The 19,703-nt window shown below is 67.1% G+C and carries 18 protein-coding genes; 6 read left to right on the forward strand and 12 right to left on the reverse strand.

The annotated features are described in order from the left end of the window. Nucleotides 1-27: 27 nt before the first annotated feature. The gene (locus tag FV220_RS03215) at nt 28-651 is read left to right on the forward strand and encodes an NAD(P)H-dependent oxidoreductase (protein WP_056148566.1); all 624 of its coding nucleotides are present in this window, start codon (nt 28-30) and stop codon (nt 649-651) included. Between the two features lie 10 nt (nt 652-661). Here the strand turns inward: FV220_RS03215 and FV220_RS03220 are convergent, their stop codons facing one another. The 4 genes from FV220_RS03220 to secB form a co-directional block, all read right to left on the reverse strand. After that, a complete protein-coding gene (locus FV220_RS03220) occupies nt 662-1,258 on the reverse strand; it encodes a HupE/UreJ family protein (protein ID WP_056148570.1) in 597 nt (198 codons plus the stop codon). A 287-nt stretch (nt 1,259-1,545) separates the two neighbouring features. Then, the gene (hisS, locus tag FV220_RS03225) at nt 1,546-3,084 is read right to left on the reverse strand and encodes a histidine--tRNA ligase (protein ID WP_056148573.1); all 1,539 of its coding nucleotides are present in this window, start codon (nt 3,082-3,084) and stop codon (nt 1,546-1,548) included. A gap of 99 nt (nt 3,085-3,183) precedes the next feature. After that, the gene (locus FV220_RS03230; RefSeq protein ID WP_147829623.1) at nt 3,184-3,669 is read right to left on the reverse strand and encodes a DUF3429 domain-containing protein; all 486 of its coding nucleotides are present in this window, start codon (nt 3,667-3,669) and stop codon (nt 3,184-3,186) included. Nucleotides 3,670-3,869: 200 nt separating this feature from the next. Further along, on the reverse strand, nt 3,870-4,379 hold the full coding sequence (secB, locus tag FV220_RS03235; protein ID WP_018045838.1) for a protein-export chaperone SecB: 510 nt from the start codon (nt 4,377-4,379) through the stop codon (nt 3,870-3,872). Between the two features lie 436 nt (nt 4,380-4,815). On the opposite strand from secB, the gene FV220_RS03240 reads away from it, so the two are divergent. The 4 genes from FV220_RS03240 to rho all read left to right on the forward strand — a co-directional run bounded on the left by FV220_RS03240 (nt 4,816) and on the right by rho (nt 9,024). Next, nucleotides 4,816-5,541, forward strand: a complete 726-nt coding sequence (locus FV220_RS03240) for a Tim44/TimA family putative adaptor protein (protein ID WP_147829625.1) — start codon at nt 4,816-4,818, stop codon at nt 5,539-5,541. Between the two features lie 52 nt (nt 5,542-5,593). Then, nucleotides 5,594-6,748: a murein transglycosylase A gene (locus FV220_RS03245; protein ID WP_246689373.1), complete on the forward strand. Its 1,155-nt coding sequence runs from the start codon at nt 5,594-5,596 to the stop codon at nt 6,746-6,748. After that, nucleotides 6,745-7,413 carry a Smr/MutS family protein gene (locus FV220_RS03250; protein ID WP_147829627.1) on the forward strand — a complete coding sequence of 223 codons (669 nt, stop codon included), beginning with the start codon at nt 6,745-6,747 and terminating at the stop codon, nt 7,411-7,413. Before FV220_RS03245 ends, FV220_RS03250 begins: the two co-directional genes overlap by 4 nt. A 267-nt stretch (nt 7,414-7,680) precedes the next feature. Beyond that, nucleotides 7,681-9,024, forward strand: coding sequence for a transcription termination factor Rho (rho, locus tag FV220_RS03255; RefSeq protein WP_056148583.1), 1,344 nt, complete (start codon nt 7,681-7,683; stop codon nt 9,022-9,024). A 135-nt stretch (nt 9,025-9,159) separates the two neighbouring features. On the opposite strand, the gene FV220_RS25375 is transcribed toward rho, so the two are convergent. Further along, nucleotides 9,160-9,342: a hypothetical protein gene (locus FV220_RS25375; protein WP_187273316.1), complete on the reverse strand. Its 183-nt coding sequence runs from the start codon at nt 9,340-9,342 to the stop codon at nt 9,160-9,162. Here FV220_RS25375 and mnmE point away from each other — a divergent pair. Then, entirely contained in the window at nt 9,272-10,579 is a 1,308-nt protein-coding gene (gene mnmE / locus FV220_RS03260; protein ID WP_187273315.1) for a tRNA uridine-5-carboxymethylaminomethyl(34) synthesis GTPase MnmE, read from the forward strand. The genes FV220_RS25375 and mnmE overlap by 71 nt on opposite strands. A 103-nt stretch (nt 10,580-10,682) precedes the next feature. Here the strand turns inward: mnmE and FV220_RS03265 are convergent, their stop codons facing one another. The 7 genes from FV220_RS03265 to leuS all read right to left on the reverse strand — a co-directional run bounded on the left by FV220_RS03265 (nt 10,683) and on the right by leuS (nt 19,528). Further along, nucleotides 10,683-11,576, reverse strand: a complete 894-nt coding sequence (locus FV220_RS03265; protein ID WP_018045844.1) for a ParB/RepB/Spo0J family partition protein — start codon at nt 11,574-11,576, stop codon at nt 10,683-10,685. 55 nt (nt 11,577-11,631) lie between these two features. Next, nucleotides 11,632-12,474 (reverse strand): ParA family protein, encoded by an 843-nt coding sequence (locus tag FV220_RS03270; RefSeq protein ID WP_018045845.1) that lies wholly within the window; start codon nt 12,472-12,474, stop codon nt 11,632-11,634. Continuing rightward, nucleotides 12,471-13,112, reverse strand: a complete 642-nt coding sequence (gene rsmG, locus FV220_RS03275) for a 16S rRNA (guanine(527)-N(7))-methyltransferase RsmG (protein WP_147829631.1) — start codon at nt 13,110-13,112, stop codon at nt 12,471-12,473. The genes FV220_RS03270 and rsmG overlap by 4 nt, the downstream gene beginning before the upstream one ends. Beyond that, nucleotides 13,102-14,991 carry a tRNA uridine-5-carboxymethylaminomethyl(34) synthesis enzyme MnmG gene (gene mnmG, locus FV220_RS03280; RefSeq protein ID WP_147829633.1) on the reverse strand — a complete coding sequence of 630 codons (1,890 nt, stop codon included), beginning with the start codon at nt 14,989-14,991 and terminating at the stop codon, nt 13,102-13,104. Before mnmG ends, rsmG begins: the two co-directional genes overlap by 11 nt. Nucleotides 14,992-15,151: 160 nt before the next feature. Further along, nucleotides 15,152-16,183, reverse strand: a complete 1,032-nt coding sequence (holA, locus tag FV220_RS03285; protein ID WP_056148595.1) for a DNA polymerase III subunit delta — start codon at nt 16,181-16,183, stop codon at nt 15,152-15,154. After that, the gene (gene lptE, locus FV220_RS03290) at nt 16,180-16,731 is read right to left on the reverse strand and encodes an LPS assembly lipoprotein LptE (protein ID WP_056148598.1); all 552 of its coding nucleotides are present in this window, start codon (nt 16,729-16,731) and stop codon (nt 16,180-16,182) included. The genes holA and lptE overlap by 4 nt, the downstream gene beginning before the upstream one ends. A 205-nt stretch (nt 16,732-16,936) precedes the next feature. Continuing rightward, nucleotides 16,937-19,528 (reverse strand): leucine--tRNA ligase, encoded by a 2,592-nt coding sequence (leuS, locus tag FV220_RS03295; protein ID WP_147829634.1) that lies wholly within the window; start codon nt 19,526-19,528, stop codon nt 16,937-16,939. Nucleotides 19,529-19,703: the final 175 nt, after the last annotated feature.

Consider the following 19,703-nt stretch of genomic DNA (forward strand, 5'->3'; position numbering starts at 1 on the left):
CCGCTCACCGCCATTGGAGCCCTGTGCATGCCCCATCTGCTCTACGTCGAAGCGTCACCGCGCAAGGAGCGCTCGGCGTCGATCGAAGTCGCCCGCGCCTTCCTGGATGCCTGGGGAGAGACACATCCGGAGGGCACGGTGGACGTACTCGACGTCTGGACCACACCGCTTCCGGATTTCGACGGGGAGGCGCTGGCCGGCAAATACGCGGCGCTGGCGGGTGACGTCCTGAGCCCGGCGCAGGAGGAGGCCTGGGTCGCCATCCGCGCCCTGGCGGCCAGGTTCCAGGCCGCCGACCTGATCCTGTTCGCGGTGCCGATGTGGAACTACACCATCCCCTACAAGCTCAAGCACCTGTTCGATCTGGTCTCCCAGAAGGACCTGCTCTTCACCTTCGACGAGCGCGGCCAGAACGGAATGCTCGAGGCGAAGGCGGTCGTCGTCAATGCGCGGGGCGTCGCCATCGGCGAGGATTTCCCCGCCGAGATCTACGATCACCAATCGACCTACATGGCGACCTGGCTGCGCATGGTCGGCATCACCGATGTCCACCAGATCGCGGTGGAGAAGGGTCTGATGGGAGCCGATCTCGACCGGGAATCCCGCGAGCAGGCCCGCGCCGAGGCCGGAGCCCTGGCGCGAACGCTGTAGGGCCCCGGCTTCAGAAAGCGCCGGCCAGGAGACCGAGGCCGGCGGCGGCGAAAGCGGCGCCGGCGACACGCAGGGCCGGACGCCCATTCCCCTCACCGAGACGCCCCATGCCGAGGCCGAGACCGAGGCCCGCGGCGTGAAGCAGGGCGGTGGCGGCCACGAAGCCGGCGCCATAGGCGAGACCGGAGGCCGCCTCCGGCATTTCGGCGCCGTGCGCATGGCCGTGGAACACCGCAAAGACACCCACGAGGGCCATGGCCGCCGCGACCGGCATCGTCAGCCGCAGGGCGACGGCGGCACCGAGCACGGCCACGGACAGGGCGATGGCGGTCTCCACATGCGGGAGCGCCACGCCGGCCGCGCCGAGAGCGCCGCCCACCATCATCATGCCGATGAACGACAGCGGGACGAGGACCATCGCCCGGCCGCCGACCTGCGCGGCGACGAGGCCCACCGCCACCATGGCGAGCATGTGGTCGAGACCGGTCAGGGGATGCAGGAACCCATGGGCGAGGCCCGACGCATCGCCCTGCCCGGTATGGGCGAGGGCAGGACCGGCCATGAGACCGAGCGCCAGACCCGGCAGAATTCGAACGCAGCGTCTCATTCCCACTCTCCCCGAAGCCCTAGAGGCCGTCACGCGCCCTGAATGCCGGACGTGACCGGTCCTGGCAACGGTCGTGCCGACGATGGCGAGGGCCTTCTTCCGCGGGTCCCGGCTCGCCTTCCGTTGTGGTCCAAGCGGCCAGGAAAGACAGAGGGCCGAGGGATGGCGAGCCCGGCACGGCCTGTCCCATCGCAGCGACGGGGCGGATGACCCCGCCCCTTTCCCGGCCACCTGCAGCGAAGCGGAAGGTCGCCGGGAACGAGCGCAAAGATCGGGCGGAGCCGTCCTCAGAAATGCCGCGCCAGCACCTCGCGGACGCGCTCGACCATCTCGTCTTCCTTCACCGAGAACTGGGCCGGGCGCGCCGCCTTCCATTCGGCGTTGCTGGCGATGGCACCCGCCGCCTTGGCGCCCTCGATCAGATCCTTGACCTGCACTTCGCCGGCCTCGCGCTCGTTGGAGCCCTGGATGATCGCGCAGGGGCTGCCGCGCCGGTCGGCGTATTTCATCTGCGCCTTCATGCCCGAGCCGCCGAGATAGAGTTCGGCGCGGATGCCGGCCTCACGCAGGCGCGCCACGAGGCGCTGGTAATCGGCGATGTTGTCGCGGTCGAGGACCAGCACCACCACCGGGCCGGGCTTCGCGGTGCCTTCGAGAAGCGGGCTTCCGGTGAGCTGTAGCGCCGAGAACAGCCGCGACACGCCGATGGAGAAGCCGGTGGCCGGCACGGGCTCGGCGCGGAAGCGCCCGACGAGGCCGTCATAGCGACCGCCGCCCGCCACCGATCCGAAGCGCACGGTCTGGCCGTCTTCGTTGGTGACCGGGAAGGTCAGCTCGGCCTCGTAGACCGGGCCGGTATAGTATTCGAGGCCGCGCACCACCGAGGGGTCGGCCCGGATGCGGTCGTGGCCATAGCCCGCCGCCGCACAGAGGCGCATGATGGCGTGCAGTTCGGCGATGCCTTCGCGGCCGGTCTCGGACGAGCCGACCACATCGCTCCAGGAGCCGAAGAACTGCTCCCAGAACGCCATCCGGTCGCCCTCTGCGTCGGGAGCGGCCTGGAACGAGACGTAGGCGAGGATTCGCTCGATGGCGTCGGGCGCGAGCCCTGCCCCCTTCGCGAAATCACCGCTCTCGTCCTTGCGCCCCTCGCCGAGGAGTTGGCGCACGCCCTCGACGCCCAGGCGGTCGAGCTTGTCGATGGCGCGCAATACGGTGAGGCGCTGCCCGGCCTTGTCCTCGCCCGAGAGGCCGATCGCCTCCATGACGCCGTCGAGCACCTTCCGGTTGTTGACCTTGATGACGTACCGGCCAGACAGGCCGAGTTTTTCGAGCGTGTCGGCCATCAGCATGCAGATCTCGGCATCCGCCGCGACGGAGCCCGCGCCGACGATGTCGGCATCGCATTGCATGAACTGGCGGAAGCGGCCCGGGCCCGGCTTCTCGTTGCGGAAGACGTAGCCGGCGCGGAAGCTGCGATAGGGTTTGGGGATCGCGTCGAAATGCTCGGCCACGTGGCGGGCGAGCGGCGCGGTGAGATCGTAGCGAAGGGACAGCCAGGATTCATCGTCGTCCTGGAACGAGAACACGCCCTCGTTGGGGCGGTCGAGATCGGGCAGGAACTTGCCGAGGGACTCGGTGTATTCGACGAAGGGGGTCTCCAGCGCCTCGAACCCGTAGAGCTCGAAGCTCTGGCGGATCGTCTCCAGCATCCGGTGCTGCGCGGCGATCTCGTCGGCGCGGCGGTCCACGAAGCCGCGCGGCAGGCGCGCCTTCAGCGTGTCGGCCTTCGTGGAATCGGCCTTCTTGGGATCGGCCTTGGCCATGGTGTCTTCGCTTTGCGTTCGGTCTGTCGGTGTCAGCCGGGCTCTATCCCGCGCGCTCCCGAGCGGCAAGCGCGTCGGGCGTGGCAAGGGATGTCGTCGTCAGAGCTTCAGGGCCAGCAGCGCACACAGGCTGAGGATGGCGACGGGGATCTGCGTCGGGCGCAGGCGTGCGAAGAAAAGCGGCGCCTCCCCGGTGCGGGCGGCGATGGGATCGAGGATCGCCACGGTGGTGAAGCCGGCAATCAGGAGGGCGATGGCCACCACCGTCAGGCCGAGGGAAGCGGAGACCAGGGCGACGAAGCCGAGGCCGAACAGTCCGAGCATGGTGGCGATCTGGATGAAGGTGGGGCCGCCCTCGGTGCGGAAGCTGACGCCGCGTCGCACGCCCGACAGGAACAGCAGGATGGCGCAGCCCCAGAGGATGGTGAGGTAGAGGATCGCATCCCCGAGATCGTCGCGCCGCCACCAAGCCAGTGCCGCGCCGATGGTAAAGGGCAGCATCGGGCCGTAACCGAAGACGATGCCGAGCCAGGGCACGGCACGGGGTTCGCTCACGGTGAACGTACGCTTGTCGTCCCGACCCATTCCGTCACCGCTTCTCGCTGTGCTTCGCCGGGCAACCCTCCCACCGGAGCGGGGTTCCGGCATGCACTGCGCATCGATCGGCGTCGGAGTCCAAGCGCGGCTGTTTTCACGTGCAACACGCAGCTCGCATCCCGAAACGGAAAACGCCCCGGCGCGCAGAGCGGCCGAGGCGTTTCCGGGATCGACGATGTCTCGCCGAATCAGGAAGCCAGCGGTCCGGTCTGCCCGGCCTGCTGGTTCTGGGCCTCGAAGGCCTTCTGGCGGTAGAGGCCGACGAAATCGATCGGGTCGATATACAGGGGCGGGAAGCCACCGTTGCGCACGGCCTCGGCGATGATCTGGCGCGCGAAGGGGAAGAGCAGGCGCGGGCACTCGATCATCACGGCCGGATGCAGCTGATCCTGCGGGATGTTGCGCATGCGGAAGATGCCGGCATAGTTCAACTCGAAGGCGAACAGCACTTCGTTGTTGATCTTGGCATCGCCTTCCAGGGTCAGCTCGACCTCGAAATCGGCCTCGGCCAACTGCTTGGCATTGACGTTGACCTGAATGTTGATCTGCGGGCCGCTTTCCTGCGGCTGGAGCGAGCGCGGCGCGTTCGGGTTCTCGAAGGAGAGATCCTTGGCGTATTGCGCCAGGGCGTTGATGGCGGGCGACTGGTCTTCGGCGGGAGCCGCGCCGTTGCCGTTCGGTGCCGGGGTGTCGGCCATGGCGTTCTCGTCCTCTTTCGCGGGGTCTTTCGGGGCACCTCGGCGATCCGCTGCGCGGCGTATCGTCTGATCGTCGCAGGGCCGGGTCCGAGCGACAGCGCGCTAACACGATGGGCCACCTCGGACAAGACGAGCGGCAGGAGCAGGCGAGGCGCGAGTGCCGGGAGTTCGGCCCGTGAAACGAAGCCGTCTCCGAACTCGGCGATCCGCACTTGACCCTGAACCCTCCGGCATGGCCACTCCTTGGCTGGATACGGCACGCGGCGAGTCCCATATGCGGGCTGAGATCGTGGGTCGCGTCCTCCTCATCCAGGGCGGGATCCTTGGATTCTCCGGCTCGATCCTTCCGCGGCGCTCCGATAAAGGGCGTAGCGGTGGGATTTTCGGGAGCTCCCTCGAACACACATATCGTGCGACGGCCACGATCGGATCGGTGATGCAGGATTCCTTCGATTTGACGACCCTGATCTTTTTGGCGCTCGCGGTGTTCGTCATCTGGCGGCTCCGGTCGGTGCTCGGGCAGAAGACCGGAACCGAGCGCTCGCCGTTCAAACCGGTGGACCGGAGCCGCAATCCGCCGCCGGCGCGGTCGGACGGCGACAACGTGGTGCGCCTGCCGGGCGCGGACCGCGGCCAGCCGCAGAGCGATTCGGCACCCGCCGCAATCGCCGAGGTCCGTGACTGGCGTGGCATCGCCGAGCCCGGCTCGGCCGTCGCCCATGGGCTCGAAGCCATCGTCCAGGCGGAGCCGAGCTTCGACCCCCGTGCCTTCGTGGAGGGCGCCAAGGGCGCCTATGAAGCCATCGTGATCGCCTTCGCCAAGGGCGACCGCAAGACCCTCCGTAGCCTGCTCTCGCGGGAGGTCTGCGAAGGGTTCGAGCGCGAGATCACCGCTCGCGAATCGCGCCGCGAGACGGTCGAGACCACCTTCGTCTCCCTCGACAAGGCGGAGATCGTCGCCGTGGACGTCCGCAACAAGGTGGCGCAGGTGACGGTGCGGTTCCTGTCACACCTCATCACCGCCACCCGCAACGCCGAAGGCCAGGTCATCGACGGCAACGCCGAGGCCGTGGCCGAAGTGCCGGACGTGTGGACCTTCGCCCGTACGCTGGGCAGCCGCGATCCGAACTGGCAGCTGGTGGCCACGGAAGCCGGCGCCTGAGGATCCAGGGTTTGTCGTGAGTGGGTTTTTCAATCGGGCGTCCGCCGTCGCCCTGGCTCTCGTCGCTGGCTGTCTCCCCGGCCCGGTCGCTGTCGCGGCCGGGCCGCTTCGCGTGGGAGAGGCGATTCTGGAGCCGGTGGACCTCGCGACGCTGCCGGGATTTCCCGGCCCCGACCCGGTCGCCTCCCTCGACGCGTTCCGCCGGACCTGCGCCGCCCCCCCGGTGGAAATCACCTCGACCGTCGCCGGCTCGGCGGAAGACCTCGCCGCCGCCTGCAGCCGTGCCGCGTTGGTCGAGCCTCAGGAGGCCGGGGCCTTCTTCACGCGGAATTTCGATGCCTATCGCATCGTCAGGCCGGGCGAGGCGGGTGGTCCGCCGCGCCGGACGGGCTTCCTCACCGGCTATTTCGAGCCTGAACTCACCGGCGCCCTCGTCGCCGGTCCCGGCTTCACCACCCCTGCCCTCGCCCGGCCGGACGATCTCGTGAGCCTCGCCCCCGGCGAGACGAAGCCCGGCCTCGACCCGGCCTTGCGGGCGGCACGGGCGACGGGGACCGGGTTCGAGCCCTATCCCGACCGGGCGTCCATCGAGGCGGGCGGGATCGGGGAGCGGGCCCGACCGCTCCTCTACCTGCGCGATCCGGTCGACCTCTTCGTGCTCCAGGTCCAGGGTTCGGGACGCGTGCGTCTTCCCGATGGGCGGGCCGTGCGCGTGCTCTATGACGGCCGCAACGGCCGTCCCTACACCTCGGTGGCCAAGCTCATCGTCCAGGCAGGACACCTGCCCCTCGAAGGCCTGACGCTGGCCCGCTGGACCGGCTGGCTCCGCGCCCATCCGGGCCTCGCCAAGCCGTTGATGCAGGCCAATGCCTCCTACATCTTCTTCCGCCTCGCCGAGGTGGAGGATGCCGGCCTCGGTCCTCCCGGAGCGGCCGGCGTACCGTTGACTCCGGGCCGCAGCCTCGCGGTCGATTCCACCCTGTGGCGCTATGGAACGCCGTTCTGGCTCGAAGGACGGATCGCGGGGGAGGATGCGCCGGGGCGTCTCGTGGTCGCCGCCGATACCGGCTCGGCCATCGTCGGTCCCGCGCGGGGCGACCTCTATCTCGGCACGGGCGAAGCGGCGGGGAGCGCCGCCGGCAACCTGCGCGATGCGGTCGGCTTCGTGGTCCTGCTGCCCAAGCCGCGTATGGCGCCCGTTCCATGAGGTTGCCGCGCAGACCCCGTGGCCTGTCGGGCGAGGATGCGTTCCTCTGGGGCGAGATCGCGCGGCTGATCACCCCGCTGCGCGGCCGTGCCGTGCCGATCGCCAAGACGCCGATTGCCAAGGCTCCGGCCACCGGGAATCCCCCTCCTCCGAGAAAAAAGCCGGAACCGCCGGGGCTCGCCGCCAAACCCGTGACGAAGCCGGTCACGGAGAGGCCAGCCTTGCCCGGCGGCGTGAAGGCCCCGGTGAAACGCATCGTGAAGCCGATCCCCGCGCCCTCCCCCGTCGCGGCCCCGGCGACCGTCGTCACGGCGCCGCCTCTGCCCGGTCTCGAACGCAAGGCGCGCCTCGCCCTGCGGCGCGGATCGCTCAAGGTCGAGGCGCGGATCGACCTTCACGGAATGTATCAGGCCGAGGCTCACGGCGCCCTGGTCGGCTTCCTCATGCGCTGCCGCTCGGCGGGCCACGCCCATGTCCTCGTCGTCACCGGCAAGGGGGGCGGATCGGGCTTTGACGAGGCGTTCTCGGAGCGCGGCGTCCTGCGCCGTCAGGTTCCCCACTGGCTGCGCTCGCCGGAACTGCGCAGCATCGTCATCGGCTTCGAGGAGGCGGCACGCCACCACGGCGGCGCGGGCGCGCTCTATGTGCGTCTGAGGCGTCGCTGAGGCGTCTGTCCCCACCGCGTCCCGCCAAGGCCACGGCCGGCTCGCCCTGCGCTCGCGCGAGTGGGACTTGAGCCGGATGCGAAAACGCGATATGCGGAAAGTCCCTCCTTTTACGCCGTGTTGCATCCGAGAGCTACAGGCTCCCTCAAGACGATGCGCGGAGCCGGTCTTTACCGACGCTTCGACATAGGTGCCGACAAGGCATCCGGCGCTTTTCCGACTGTCCCGCCCGATCAACCCTCGTCCATCGTCGGTTCTCATTCTCCCATGACGTCACAGAACGACTCCCTCATTCCCGTTGATCCGCCGGCCGAAGTCGGGTTGGTCGCGGCCGATCTCAGTCAGCATCGCGAGGTCAAGCTTCAGGATCTGAAGTCGAAGACCCCCACCGACCTGATCGCCTTCGCGGAGGAGGTCGAGGTCGAGAACGCCTCCACCATGCGCAAGCAGGAGTTGATGTTCTCCATCCTGAAGCAGCTCGCTGCCAAGGAGGTCGAGATCATCGGCGCCGGCACGGTGGAAGTGCTGCAGGATGGGTTCGGCTTCCTTCGCTCTTCGGAATCGAACTACCTGCCGGGCCCCGACGACATCTATATTTCACCCACTCAGATCCGCCGTTTCGGCCTGCGGACCGGCGATACCGTCGAGGGACCGATCCGCGGTCCCAAGGACGGTGAACGCTACTTCGCCCTGCTCAAGGTGAACACGATCAACTTCGAGAACCCGGAGAAGATCAAGCACAAGGTCCATTTCGACAATCTGACGCCGCTGTTTCCGACCCAGCGCTTCAAGCTCGAACTCGATGCGCCGCCGAAGAAGGACTTCAGCCCGCGCATCATCGACATCGTGGCCCCCATCGGTAAGGGCCAGCGCGCCCTGATCGTGGCGCCGCCGCGCACCGGCAAGACCGTGCTGATGCAGAACATCGCGCAGTCCATCACCATCAACCATCCGGAATGCTACCTCATCGTGCTGCTCATCGACGAGCGCCCCGAGGAAGTCACCGACATGATTCGCTCGGTGAAGGGCGAGGTCATCGCCTCTACCTTCGACGAGCCCGCCACCCGCCACGTTCAGGTCGCCGAAATGGTGATCGAGAAGGCCAAGCGCCTCGTGGAGCATGGCCGCGACGTGGTCATCCTGCTCGATTCGATCACCCGCCTCGGCCGCGCCTACAACACCGTGGTGCCGTCTTCCGGCAAGGTGCTCACCGGCGGTGTCGACGCCAACGCGCTCCAGCGCCCCAAGCGCTTCTTCGGCGCGGCGCGCAACATCGAGGAAGGCGGTTCGCTCTCGATCATCGCCACCGCCCTCATCGACACCGGCTCGCGCATGGACGAGGTGATCTTCGAGGAGTTCAAGGGCACCGGCAACTCCGAGATCATTCTCGACCGCAAGGTCTCGGACAAGCGGATCTTCCCGGCCATCGACATCACCCGCTCGGGCACCCGCAAGGAAGAGCTTCTGGTCCCGCCGGATTCGCTCAAGAAGACCTACGTGCTGCGCCGCATCCTCAACCCGATGGGCGTCACCGACGCCATCGAGTTCCTCATGGACAAGCTGCGCCAGACCAAGAGCAACAACGACTTCTTCGATTCCATGAACACCTGAGAACGGTCTTCCCTCCAGCTCGAACGCCCGTCGATAGACGACGGGTGTTTCCTGGCGAGGGAGGATGCTTGTTCTAGACCTCGTGTCATCTCCTGCCGGGAGCGTGGAGAGAGGTCCATCGCGGAAAATACAACATCACGGGCGGCGAATGATGCTTTCCGCCGGAAAGCACTCGATTTGCCGGCTAATGTAGTCGTCGAGTGGGGACATTCGCCCCGCTTCATCGAGACTTGGCAGCATGTCGGCCATGAGCGACGGCACCACTATCTTCGCGCCGGCAAGCGGCTTCGGCAGGGCTGCTGTTGCCGTGATCCGCATCAGTGGTCCGGCTTCCCCGTTTCTCCTTGGGGCGATGGCCGGGCGCCTGCCGCCGCCCCGACGGTTGTCGCTCCGCACGCTGCGCGACCCTGCAAGCGGTGACGTACTCGACTCCGCCCTCATCGTTTGGATGCCAGGACCCGCCACGTTCACCGGCGAGGACATGGCCGAACTCCACCTCCATGGCGGACTCGCCGTTCGGTCCGCCGTCATGGCCGTCCTCGCCGCACAGGCCGGATGCCGTCTCGCCGAACCGGGGGCCTTCAGCCGCCGTGCAGTGGAGAACGGGCGGATGGATCTCACCGCCGCCGAGGGCGCAGCAGACCTGATCGACGCGGAAACCGATTCCCAACGGCGCCAGGCCCTGCGCCAACTCGACGGCGTCCTTGGTCGCAAGGTCGCCGATTGGCGGGACCGACTGATCGATCTCCTGGCCGGAGCCGAGGCCGCTCTCGATTTCTCCGATGAAGGCGATGTCGATGAAGCGGCGCTCGACGCTGCGCTGCATGTGAAGGCCCGCGCGATCCGCGACGAGATCGACGTGACTCTTGCCGATGCCCGGCGGGGAGAGCGCCTGAGGGAAGGTTTTGTGGTGGTGCTGTCCGGCCCGCCGAATGCCGGCAAATCGACCCTGCTCAACGCCCTGAGCCGACGCGATGCCGCGATCGTCTCGGCGATTCCCGGCACGACGCGCGATCTCATCGAAATCCGCTGCGATCTCGGCGGATTGCCGGTCATCATCGTCGATACGGCGGGACTGCGTGACACCGCCGATCCCGTGGAATCCGAAGGCATTCGCCGCACCCGCAAGCGGATGGAGCAGGCCGACCTCGTCCTCGCTCTCCGCGCCGGCGACTATTCGACCGATGAAGCGCTCCCCCTACCCGATCGCTGCATTCTCGTGAGCACGAAAGCGGATCTCGGAAGCGATGGGGGCGGCGACATAGCAGTCTCGGCGCTGACCGGCCAGGGTATCGAGCGCCTGCTCGACTTCATCGAGGCACGGGCGGAGGCTGCCCTCGGCGGTGGCGATGCCCTCGTCACCCGCGAACGCCACCGCGACGGGCTGACCCGCTGCCGCGATCACCTAGACAGGGTATTGTCGGGCCCTGCCCTTCCGGAACTTCTGGCCGAGGATCTACGCCTCGCCGTTCGCGCCCTGGGCGAGGTTACCGGCCGGGTTGGCGTCGAGGACATGCTCGACCGTCTGTTCTCAGGATTCTGTATCGGCAAATAAGGATGCAGACAGACCGAGCCGGGATTCCTTTCCCGTCCGAAATCGCCTTGCGCCGATGCGTCAAGCGTTCCGCGAAGGTGTGGATGACGGTGCCGAACGAGCTTCACGCTCCATCGGATACCTCGAACCGCTTGCATAGAGCATCGAGTTCCTCCGCCGTCTCATAGCGGATTCGGATCTCGCCACTGGCCTGACCCTTGGCCTTCAGGGAGACCGAGACGCCGAGCGCGCGAGCCATGGCCTGTTCGAGGCTGCGCACCTGAATATCGCGCTCGGGCTTGCGAGGGCGTCCTGGGCGGGGTGCGTCGCCCTCCGGCACTTCCGCCGAGGCGAGGGCCTCGACCTCACGCACGGACAGGCCCTCTGTGACGATGCGCCGGGCGACCCCTTCCGGGTCCCTCACCGCGAGCAAGGCGCGGGCATGACCGGCCGTGATCTCGCCCGCGACGACCCGGTCCTGGATCGCGCTGGATAATTGCAATAGCCGCAGGGTGTTGGCGAGATGGCTGCGGCTCTTGCCGATGATCTCGGCGAGCTCCGTCTGGCTATAGCGGAATTCGCTCATCAGCCGCTCGTAACCGGCCGCCTCTTCGATGGCGTTGAGGTCGCTGCGCTGGACGTTCTCGAGAATGGCGTATTCGAGGGACGTCCGGTCGTCGATTTCGACGACGACGATGGGGGCTTCGTGCAAACCGGCGCGCTGCGCCGCGCGCCAGCGGCGCTCACCAGCGACGATCTCGAAAGTATCCGGAACGCCCGCAAGCGCCCGCACGACGATGGGTTGGATGATGCCGCGCAGCTTGATGGACGCGGCGAGTTCGTCCAGTTCGGCGTCATGGAAGCGTCGGCGCGGGTTGCGTGGGTTGGGACGGAGAAACTCGACGGCGACCTTACGCTGTGCCTGCGGCTTACCCGCATCGCCGTTGTCGTCGCCGAAGTCACCGATCAGGGCCGCCAGCCCACGCCCGAGCCGGGGCCGCGCCACATCATCCGCCATCGCCACCTGCTTCCAACTCCGACACGCTACGCATTTACAGGAAAGAACGAGAGACCTAGGCCGCGACCGGCAGCCGGCCTTCGCGCTGGATCACCTCCGAAGCCAGGCGCAGATAGGCCTGCGAGCCGGCGCATTTCAGGTCGTAGAGCAATACCGGCTTGCCATGCGACGGGGCCTCCGACACACGCACGTTCCGGGGAATCGTGGTCTCGTAGACCTTATCGCCAAGAAAGCTCCGCACGTCGGCGGCGACCTGGTTCGAAAGGTTGTTGCGCGGATCCACCATGGTCAGCACCACACCCTGGATCGTCAGCCGGGGGTTCAACGCCGTACGTACCTGCTCCACGGTACGCAGAAGCTGGCTCAACCCTTCGAGGGCGAAGAACTCGCATTGCATCGGCACGAGCACCGCATCGGCGGCCGCGAGGGCATTGATCGTCAGCAAGTTCAGCGACGGCGGGCAATCGATCAGGACATAGGTGACGCCCTCCGTCGCACCGGCCTTGCCGATATCGCTCATGGCGTTGCGGAGGCGATGGGCGCGGTCCGATGAGCTCGCCATCTCGAGTTCGAGGCCTAGCAGATCCATCGTGGAGGGGGCGAGCAGCAGGCGAGGCACGGCGGTGGGCACCACGGCCTGAGCCAGGGACGAGTCCCCTGCGAGCACATGATAGGTCGAAACCTTGCGCGAGCGACGATCGATGCCGAGTCCTGTGGAGGCGTTGCCCTGCGGATCGAGGTCGATCACCAGCACGCGTTCGCCAATGGCAGCGAGGGCGGTACCAAGGTTGATGGCCGTCGTCGTCTTGCCGACGCCGCCCTTCTGGTTGGCCAAGGCGAGGATGCGTAGCGGCCGCTCGGGCACTGCCCTGGAGGCGGAAGAGGGTTCGATGGTCATGAATCCACGCGGGAGAGGGCGGTGACGCGGACGATCCGCGCTTCCGACTCAGTACGGCTCGTCACCAGATCGTAAACGAATCTCCACCGTTGCGCTGCAGCGGTCAATTCCGCTTGTGCATCACGGCCCTTCGGAAACAGGGCGGTGGTGCCGGTTGTCAACAGCGGTTCGGTCCAGTCGAGCAGCTGGTGAAGCGGGGCCAGGGCGCGGGCGCAGACGACATCGATTCCGACGTGGTCGGCAACCGCGTCTTCGATGCGAAGGTTGCGTACCCGCGCCGGGGCTTTCGTGAGGCGCGCAGCCTCAGTGAGGAAGGCACATTTGCGCGCATTGCTCTCGATCAGATCCACCTGAAAGCCAGGCCGTTCGCGCCCCGCGATGGCGAGGATGAGGCCGGGAATGCCCGCCCCCGAACCGAGATCGAGCCATGTGGTGGCGGTCGGAGCCAGATCGAGGAGTTGTAGTGCATCGGCGATATGTCGTGTCCAGACCTCCGCGAGAGTAGCCGGTCCGACGAGATTCTTGACGTTCTGCCACCGGCGCAATTGCTCGACATAGATGTCCAACGCCGCGGCTGTTTCACGTGAAACATTTGCCTGGGCGAGCACCCGAGCCCGGTCGTCCTGCTTAACGGCCATGGACGACGGCCAGGCCGGAGCGGTCGGCACGGCGAGCATGCGCCGCGAGGAGAGTGAGGGCAGCGGGGGTCACGCCCTCGATCCGCGCCGCCTGACCGAGCGTGCCGGGACGGACCGCTTCGAGCTTGGCCTGCATCTCATTGGACAGACCGGGAATCGCCCCATAGTCGAGCTTGATCGGCAAGGCCACGGCCTCGTCCCGTCGAAAGGCAGCGATATCGGCACTCTGCCGGTCGAGATAGACGGCATAGGTCGCGTCCGTTCGCAGGCGGTCCGCCACTCGGGGGGACACGCTCAGAAGTTCGGGCCAGACCTCGGTGAGACGGTCCCAACCGATCTCGGGATAGGACAGCAATTGGTAGGCACTGCGGCGGATGCCGTCCTGATTGAGGGCGATGCCGTGCCGAGCCGCTGCCGCCGGTGTCAGACTGAGGCCGTCGAGCCGTGCTCTCGCCGCTTCGAGTTCGCCCTGGGAGCGGGCAAAATGCTCGGCCCTCACCGAGCCGACACAGCCGAGGGCAGCGCCGCGTGGGGTCAGGCGCTCGTCGGCATTGTCCACGCGGAGAGACAACCGATATTCCGAGCGCGACGTGAACATGCGGTAGGGCTCACTGACCCCATGGGTCACGAGATCGTCGATCATCACGCCGAGATACGATTCCGCCCGGTCGAAACTGGCGAGAGGCGATCCACCCGCCAGACGGGCCGCATTGATCCCGGCCACCAGCCCCTGCCCTGCCGCTTCTTCGTAACCGGTGGTGCCGTTGATCTGCCCCGCGAGAAAAAGGCCGGGCAGGCGCTTGGCTTGAAGGCCGGTGTCGAGTTCGCGCGGGTCGACGTAATCGTATTCGATGGCGTAGCCCGGACGCACGATCGTTGCATGTTCGAGGCCGGGAATCAGGGCGATCAAATCGCGCTGCACGCTCTCCGGCAAGGCGGTCGAAATCCCGTTGGGATACACCGTCGGGTCGTCGAGCCCCTCCGGCTCCAGGAAGATCTGGTGCCCCTCACGATCTCCGAAACGCACCACCTTGTCCTCGATGGAGGGACAATAGCGCGGGCCACGGCTGCTGATCCCACCGGAATACATCGGGGAGCGGTGGAGATTGGCGCGGATGAGATCGTGCACGGCACGGGTGGTGCGGGTGATTCCGCATTGGATCTGGGGCGTGGTGATCCGGTCCGTAAGTGTCGAGAACGGCACAGGATCATCATCCGCCGACTGCATCTCGAGCCCGGACCAGTCGATGGTGCGGCCATCGAGGCGGGCAGGTGTACCGGTCTTGAGCCGCCCGAGGGCAAAACCCAGGCGGTCCAGGGTCTGAGCAAGCCCGACGGACGGCCCCTCCCCTACACGCCCGGCGGGGATCTGCACCTCGCCCATATGGATCAGTCCGCGCAAGAACGTGCCGGTGGTCAATACGACCGCCGGGCAGGCCAGGATTCCGCCGTCTGCCAGGATCACGCCTGCCACTCGTGTGGCGTCGACGAGGATATCCGCGACCTCCCCCTCCACCACCACGAGATTGGCGGTCTCGGCCACCGCCTCCTGCATCGCCCGAGCGTAGAGCTTACGGTCGGCCTGTGTGCGGGGGCCTCGCACGGCGGGACCCTTGCGCCGGTTGAGCAGACGAAACTGGATACCGGCCGCATCGGCGACCCGGCCCATCAATCCGTCGAGGGCGTCGACCTCACGGACGAGATGTCCCTTACCAAGACCGCCGATGGCCGGATTGCACGACATCGCGCCGATCGTGGAGGCCGAGTGAGTGACCAGGGCGGTGCGGGCTCCGGTGCGGGCGGCGGCGGCGGCCGCTTCCACGCCGGCATGGCCGCCGCCGACCACGACCACGTCGAAAGAAGAGCTCGTCTGGGACATAGGGTGATTAGGCGCGACCGGAGCGAGTCGTCAACGAGGAGAGCGACGACCATCGACGTTCCATCGCATCCGATTTTCGCGATGGACCTCCCGAAACTCGGATCCGCCTCTGACGAGCGATGGGACATGGGCGGGCAAGCGCGCGCAGGATGGCAGATTATCAGCCGCGCCGACGGGCGGCCTCCGTGGCGATGCGCAGAAGCGTCGCCGAAGCATGAGCATGGGCGAGGTCGGGCTGGGCGCGGCGGCAGGCGAGCACGGCCTCCTGGAGCAGCTGAACCGCATGGCGGAGGGCGACGGGAGACCAGCGCCCTAGCTGGGCCTCGACGATGGCCTTGCGGCGGAAGTGCAGGCCGCGCCAATTGCCCACCATCATGCTCGGACTTTGCCCCTCCCCCGTGATCCGCGTGGAGAGGAGTGTCAGGGCGTGGCGCAGGGCCGAGCCGAGCATCATCGACGGGTCCATACCCTCGTGGCGGAAGCGGCGATAATCCCGCTCGACCTCTTCACCGCGGCCGACGAAGGCGGCATCGATCAGCGTATTGAGGACGCTGCCAGCGACGTCGCTGATCACGGCCTCCACATCGTCCAGGGTGATTTCGGTCTGGCCCCTGGCATAGAGCGCCAGTTTCTCGATCTCGGACAGGCTCGCTCGCCGGTCGCCGCCCAGACTCATCGCCAGGATATCGCGCGCCTCACGGGCGATGCGCTGGCCATTCTCCTGGAGGGTGCGGTCGATGAGCTCGGCCAAGGCCCGTTCGTCATCGGCGTAGCAGGGCAGGGCAAGCGCCCGAGTCGACTTTTCGCAGAGCGTCCGTAGGGGCGCGCTCTTGGCGAGGTCTCCCGCCTCCACCACGATGCGTGCACCGGCGATCTCGGCCTTAAGCGCCGCGTCCACGGCCGGAGCGTAGTTGCGGCTTCCTGGCCTTACCCAAATGCTGCGCTGGCCGCCGAACAGGCCAACCGTGCCGGCTTCGTCCACGAGGCGTCCCGCATCGGACGCGAGGACATCGCCGTCGATCTTGACCAGGGCGAAGGGGTCGGACGGGTCAGTGACGAAACTCTCGGCCAGACGCTTGGCTCGTTCGAAAACGAGGCCGGTATCCGGCCCGTAGACGAGGATGACCGCGATCTGCGACGCCGGTCCGCGCCGCAGCAGCGCCTCGATATCGCCAGCCTTGACGGCGGTCAGGGCTTGGTCACCAGAACGGAAGCGATCCGCGTCTTGATCTGATCGGCCAGGGTCTTGGCCAGACGGATCTCCGCATCGCGGGCCGCACGCAGGGAGGCGAAGCGCTGGATCGAGCGATCGTAGGTGGTCGTGGCCACCGCCACACCCTCGGTGATGATCTTCGCTCCGTCCAGGGATTCGAGGGAGAAGCGGATGGTCCCCACCAGGGTGCCTGCTTCGGCACGTCCGGTCTGAGATGACACGATGGGGGTCTTCACCGACTCGCTGCCCTGCATCTTCAGGCGGTAGCGTTTCGGAGACGGCTGGCCCGAACCGTCGAGATCGAAGATGAGTTCACTGCGCAGGTAATGGCCGAGCCGCTCCTGGCCCGCGGCCGTGGAGACGTCGTCCACCTGTACCGAGGCAAGGAGGGCGGCCATGGGCTCGCCGGACGCGGTCGGTCCGTAGAGCGGACGAAAGCAGGCCGACAGGTTGACGGCCATGAGGGAGACCAACGCGACCTTCACCGCGCGGGACCGTACCGCCTGTCTCAGCCCATGCATCATCATCGCAGCAATGCTCTCCGTCCGGTCTCGCTCTTTACGGCGATCCCGCCCCTTGCGTCACCTGTATAAGCAGCAAGCTTTACGATTCCTCTGCGGCGGGACGATGGTCGTCGCTCCTCCTCCTACCATTCCCCCGCATCCTGAAATGCGGGGGCCGATGGGCCTCCTGACGATGGAACGCGGGGCCGGCAAGAGAGGCTCGATGCTCTCACACCACGAGATTCACGATTCGCCCGGGCACCACGATGACCTTGCGGGGGAGACGGCCTTCGAGTGCCTTCTGCACCGCCTCATCGGCGAGGACGAGAGCTTCCACTGTCGCGGTATCGGCCGTGCGCGGCACCGTGACATCCGCACGCTTCTTGCCGTTGAGCTGAACGGGGAGGGTGATCTCGTCCTCCACCAGTAGCGCACGATCGACCACCGGCCACGCGGCCTGAGCGACCAATCCCTGCCGTCCGAGGGCCGACCAGCATTCTTCGGCCAGATGCGGCATCATCGGCGCAACGAGCTGCGTGAGGATGCCCGCCGCTTCCGTCGCCGCGTCGCGCGATACGGTGGCCGTGCGGATCGCCTCATCGAGAGCGTTCGACAGCGTGTAGATATGGGCGACGCAACGGTTGAAGCGGAGGCGCTCCACATCCTCTTCCACCGCGGCGAGAGCCTTGTGGGCGGCCTTGCGAAGCGCAGCGTCCGACGCTCCGCTCGCTGCCGGCACGCCCACAGCGAGAGAGACCAGGCGCCAGACCCGCTGAACGAAGCGGGCCGCGCCCTGGACGCCATCCTCCGTCCAGATCACGTCACGCTCGGGCGGCGAATCGGACAGCATGAACCAGCGAGCCGTATCGGCGCCGTAGCTCGCGATGATGTCGTCCGGGTCCACCACGTTCTTCTTGGACTTCGACATCTTTTCGATGGAGCCGATCGAGATCGGTGCATCTGTTTTCACGTGAAACGCCTGACGCCCGCCGCCCTCGGCGGCGATGCGGATATCGGCGGGCTGAACCCATGCACCCGCTGCGTCCTTGTAGGTCTCGTGGACCACCATCCCCTGCGTGAAGAGCCCGGCAAAAGGCTCGGAAACCCCGGACCAGCCCGTCGCCTGCATCGCTCGCGTGAAGAAGCGGGCATAGAGCAGGTGCAGGATCGCGTGTTCGATACCGCCGATATACTGGTCCACGGCCAGCCAGTGATCCACCGCCGAACGGTCGGTCGGCGCGTCCTGCAGCCAGGGAGCGGTGAAGCGGGCGTAGTACCAGGACGAATCCACGAAGGTGTCCATCGTGTCGGTCTCACGCCGGGCCGCAGCGCCGCAACGCGGGCAGGGCACGTTGCGCCAGGCATGATCACGCTCCAGCGGATTGCCGGGGGTATCGAAGGAGACCTCGTCGGGCAGCTTCACCGGAAGGTCGGCGACCGGGACGGAGACCGGCCCGCAGGCATCGCAATGGATGATCGGGATCGGACAACCCCAGTAGCGCTGGCGCGAGACGCCCCAGTCTCGCAGGCGGAACTGGACCTTGCGCGCCGCCACCGCCTCCCCGTCCAGGATCTCGGCCTCGAGCCGGTTCGCCACGGCGTGGAAGGCCTCGTCCGTCGTCATGTCGTCGAGGAAGCGCGAATTGATCATGCGGCCATCGCCGTCATAGGCGGTGTCGGTGACGACGAAGCTCGCCGCGTCCTGCCCTTCCGGACAGACGACGGGCGTATTGCCGAGGCCGTACTTGTTGGAGAAGTCGAGGTCGCGCTGGTCGTGGGCGGGGCAGCCGAACACGGCGCCCGTGCCGTAATCCATCAGGACGAAATTCGCCACGTAGACGGGCAGCAGCCAGGACGGGTCGAGGGGGTGGCGCACCCGCAACCCCGTGTCGAAGCCGAGCTTCTCCGCCGTGTCGATCGCGGCCTGCGCCGTGCCGGTGCGACGGCATTCCTCGATGAAGGTCTGGAGTTCGGGACGCGTGACGGCCACGGACGCCGCGACCGGGTGGTCGGCCGCAATGGCCAGGAACTTCGCGCCGAACAGGGTGTCGGGACGGGTCGTGTAGACCTTGATCTCGCCGTCACGCGAATCGAAGGCGAAGCGGACCTCAAGCCCTTCCGAGCGGCCGATCCAGTTCTTCTGCATGACCCTGACCTTCTCCGGCCAACGCTCCAGGCCGTCGAGTGCGTCGTAGAGATCCTGCGCGAAATCGGTGATCTTGAAGAACCACTGGGTCAGCTCGCGCTGCTCCACCAGCGCGCCCGAGCGCCAGCCGCGCCCGTCGATGACCTGCTCGTTGGCCAGCACGGTATGGTCCACCGGGTCCCAGTTCACCTTGGCCGTGCGGCGGGTGACGAGTCCCTTGTCGAGGAAGTCGAGGAACATACGCTGCTGGTGCTTGTAGTAGTCGGGATCGCAGGTTGCGATCTCCCGGCTCCAGTCCAGTGACAGGCCCATGCTCTGCAACTGGCCGCGCATGGTGGCGATGTTGGCGTAGGTCCAGTCGCGCGGGTTGACCTTGCGCTCCATCGCCGCGTTCTCGGCCGGCAGGCCGAAGGCGTCCCAGCCCATAGGGTGCAGCACCGCGAAGCCCTTGGCGCGCTTGTAGCGGGCCACCACGTCGCCCATGGCGTAGTTGCGGACGTGGCCCATATGAATGCGCCCCGACGGGTAGGGGAACATCTCGAGCACGTAGTATTTCGGGCGCGGGTCGTCGTTCTTCGTGGCGTAGATACCCTGGGCGGCCCAGGCCTCCTGCCAGCGCGGCTCGGCATCCTTGGCGTTGTAGCGCTCTGGAACGGGCATGGGGGAGGAAGTCATGGTGCGGGCTCTGACTACGGCCAGGACGGCCTGGCGAGGCGCCTCACGCGGCGCCGGAACGGTTGGATGCCGGACTAACACGGCTTGTTTGCCGGTCAACAGAGCCGTCACCGGTGGAGCCCGGCGCTTGCGGCCGGCGTTGCGGATGATAGGTCAGGCGTAACCCGCCCCCTCC

The sequence above is a fragment of the Methylobacterium sp. WL19 genome (genome assembly GCF_008040005.1).
GTDB classification, from domain to species: Bacteria; Pseudomonadota; Alphaproteobacteria; order Rhizobiales; family Beijerinckiaceae; genus Methylobacterium; species Methylobacterium bullatum.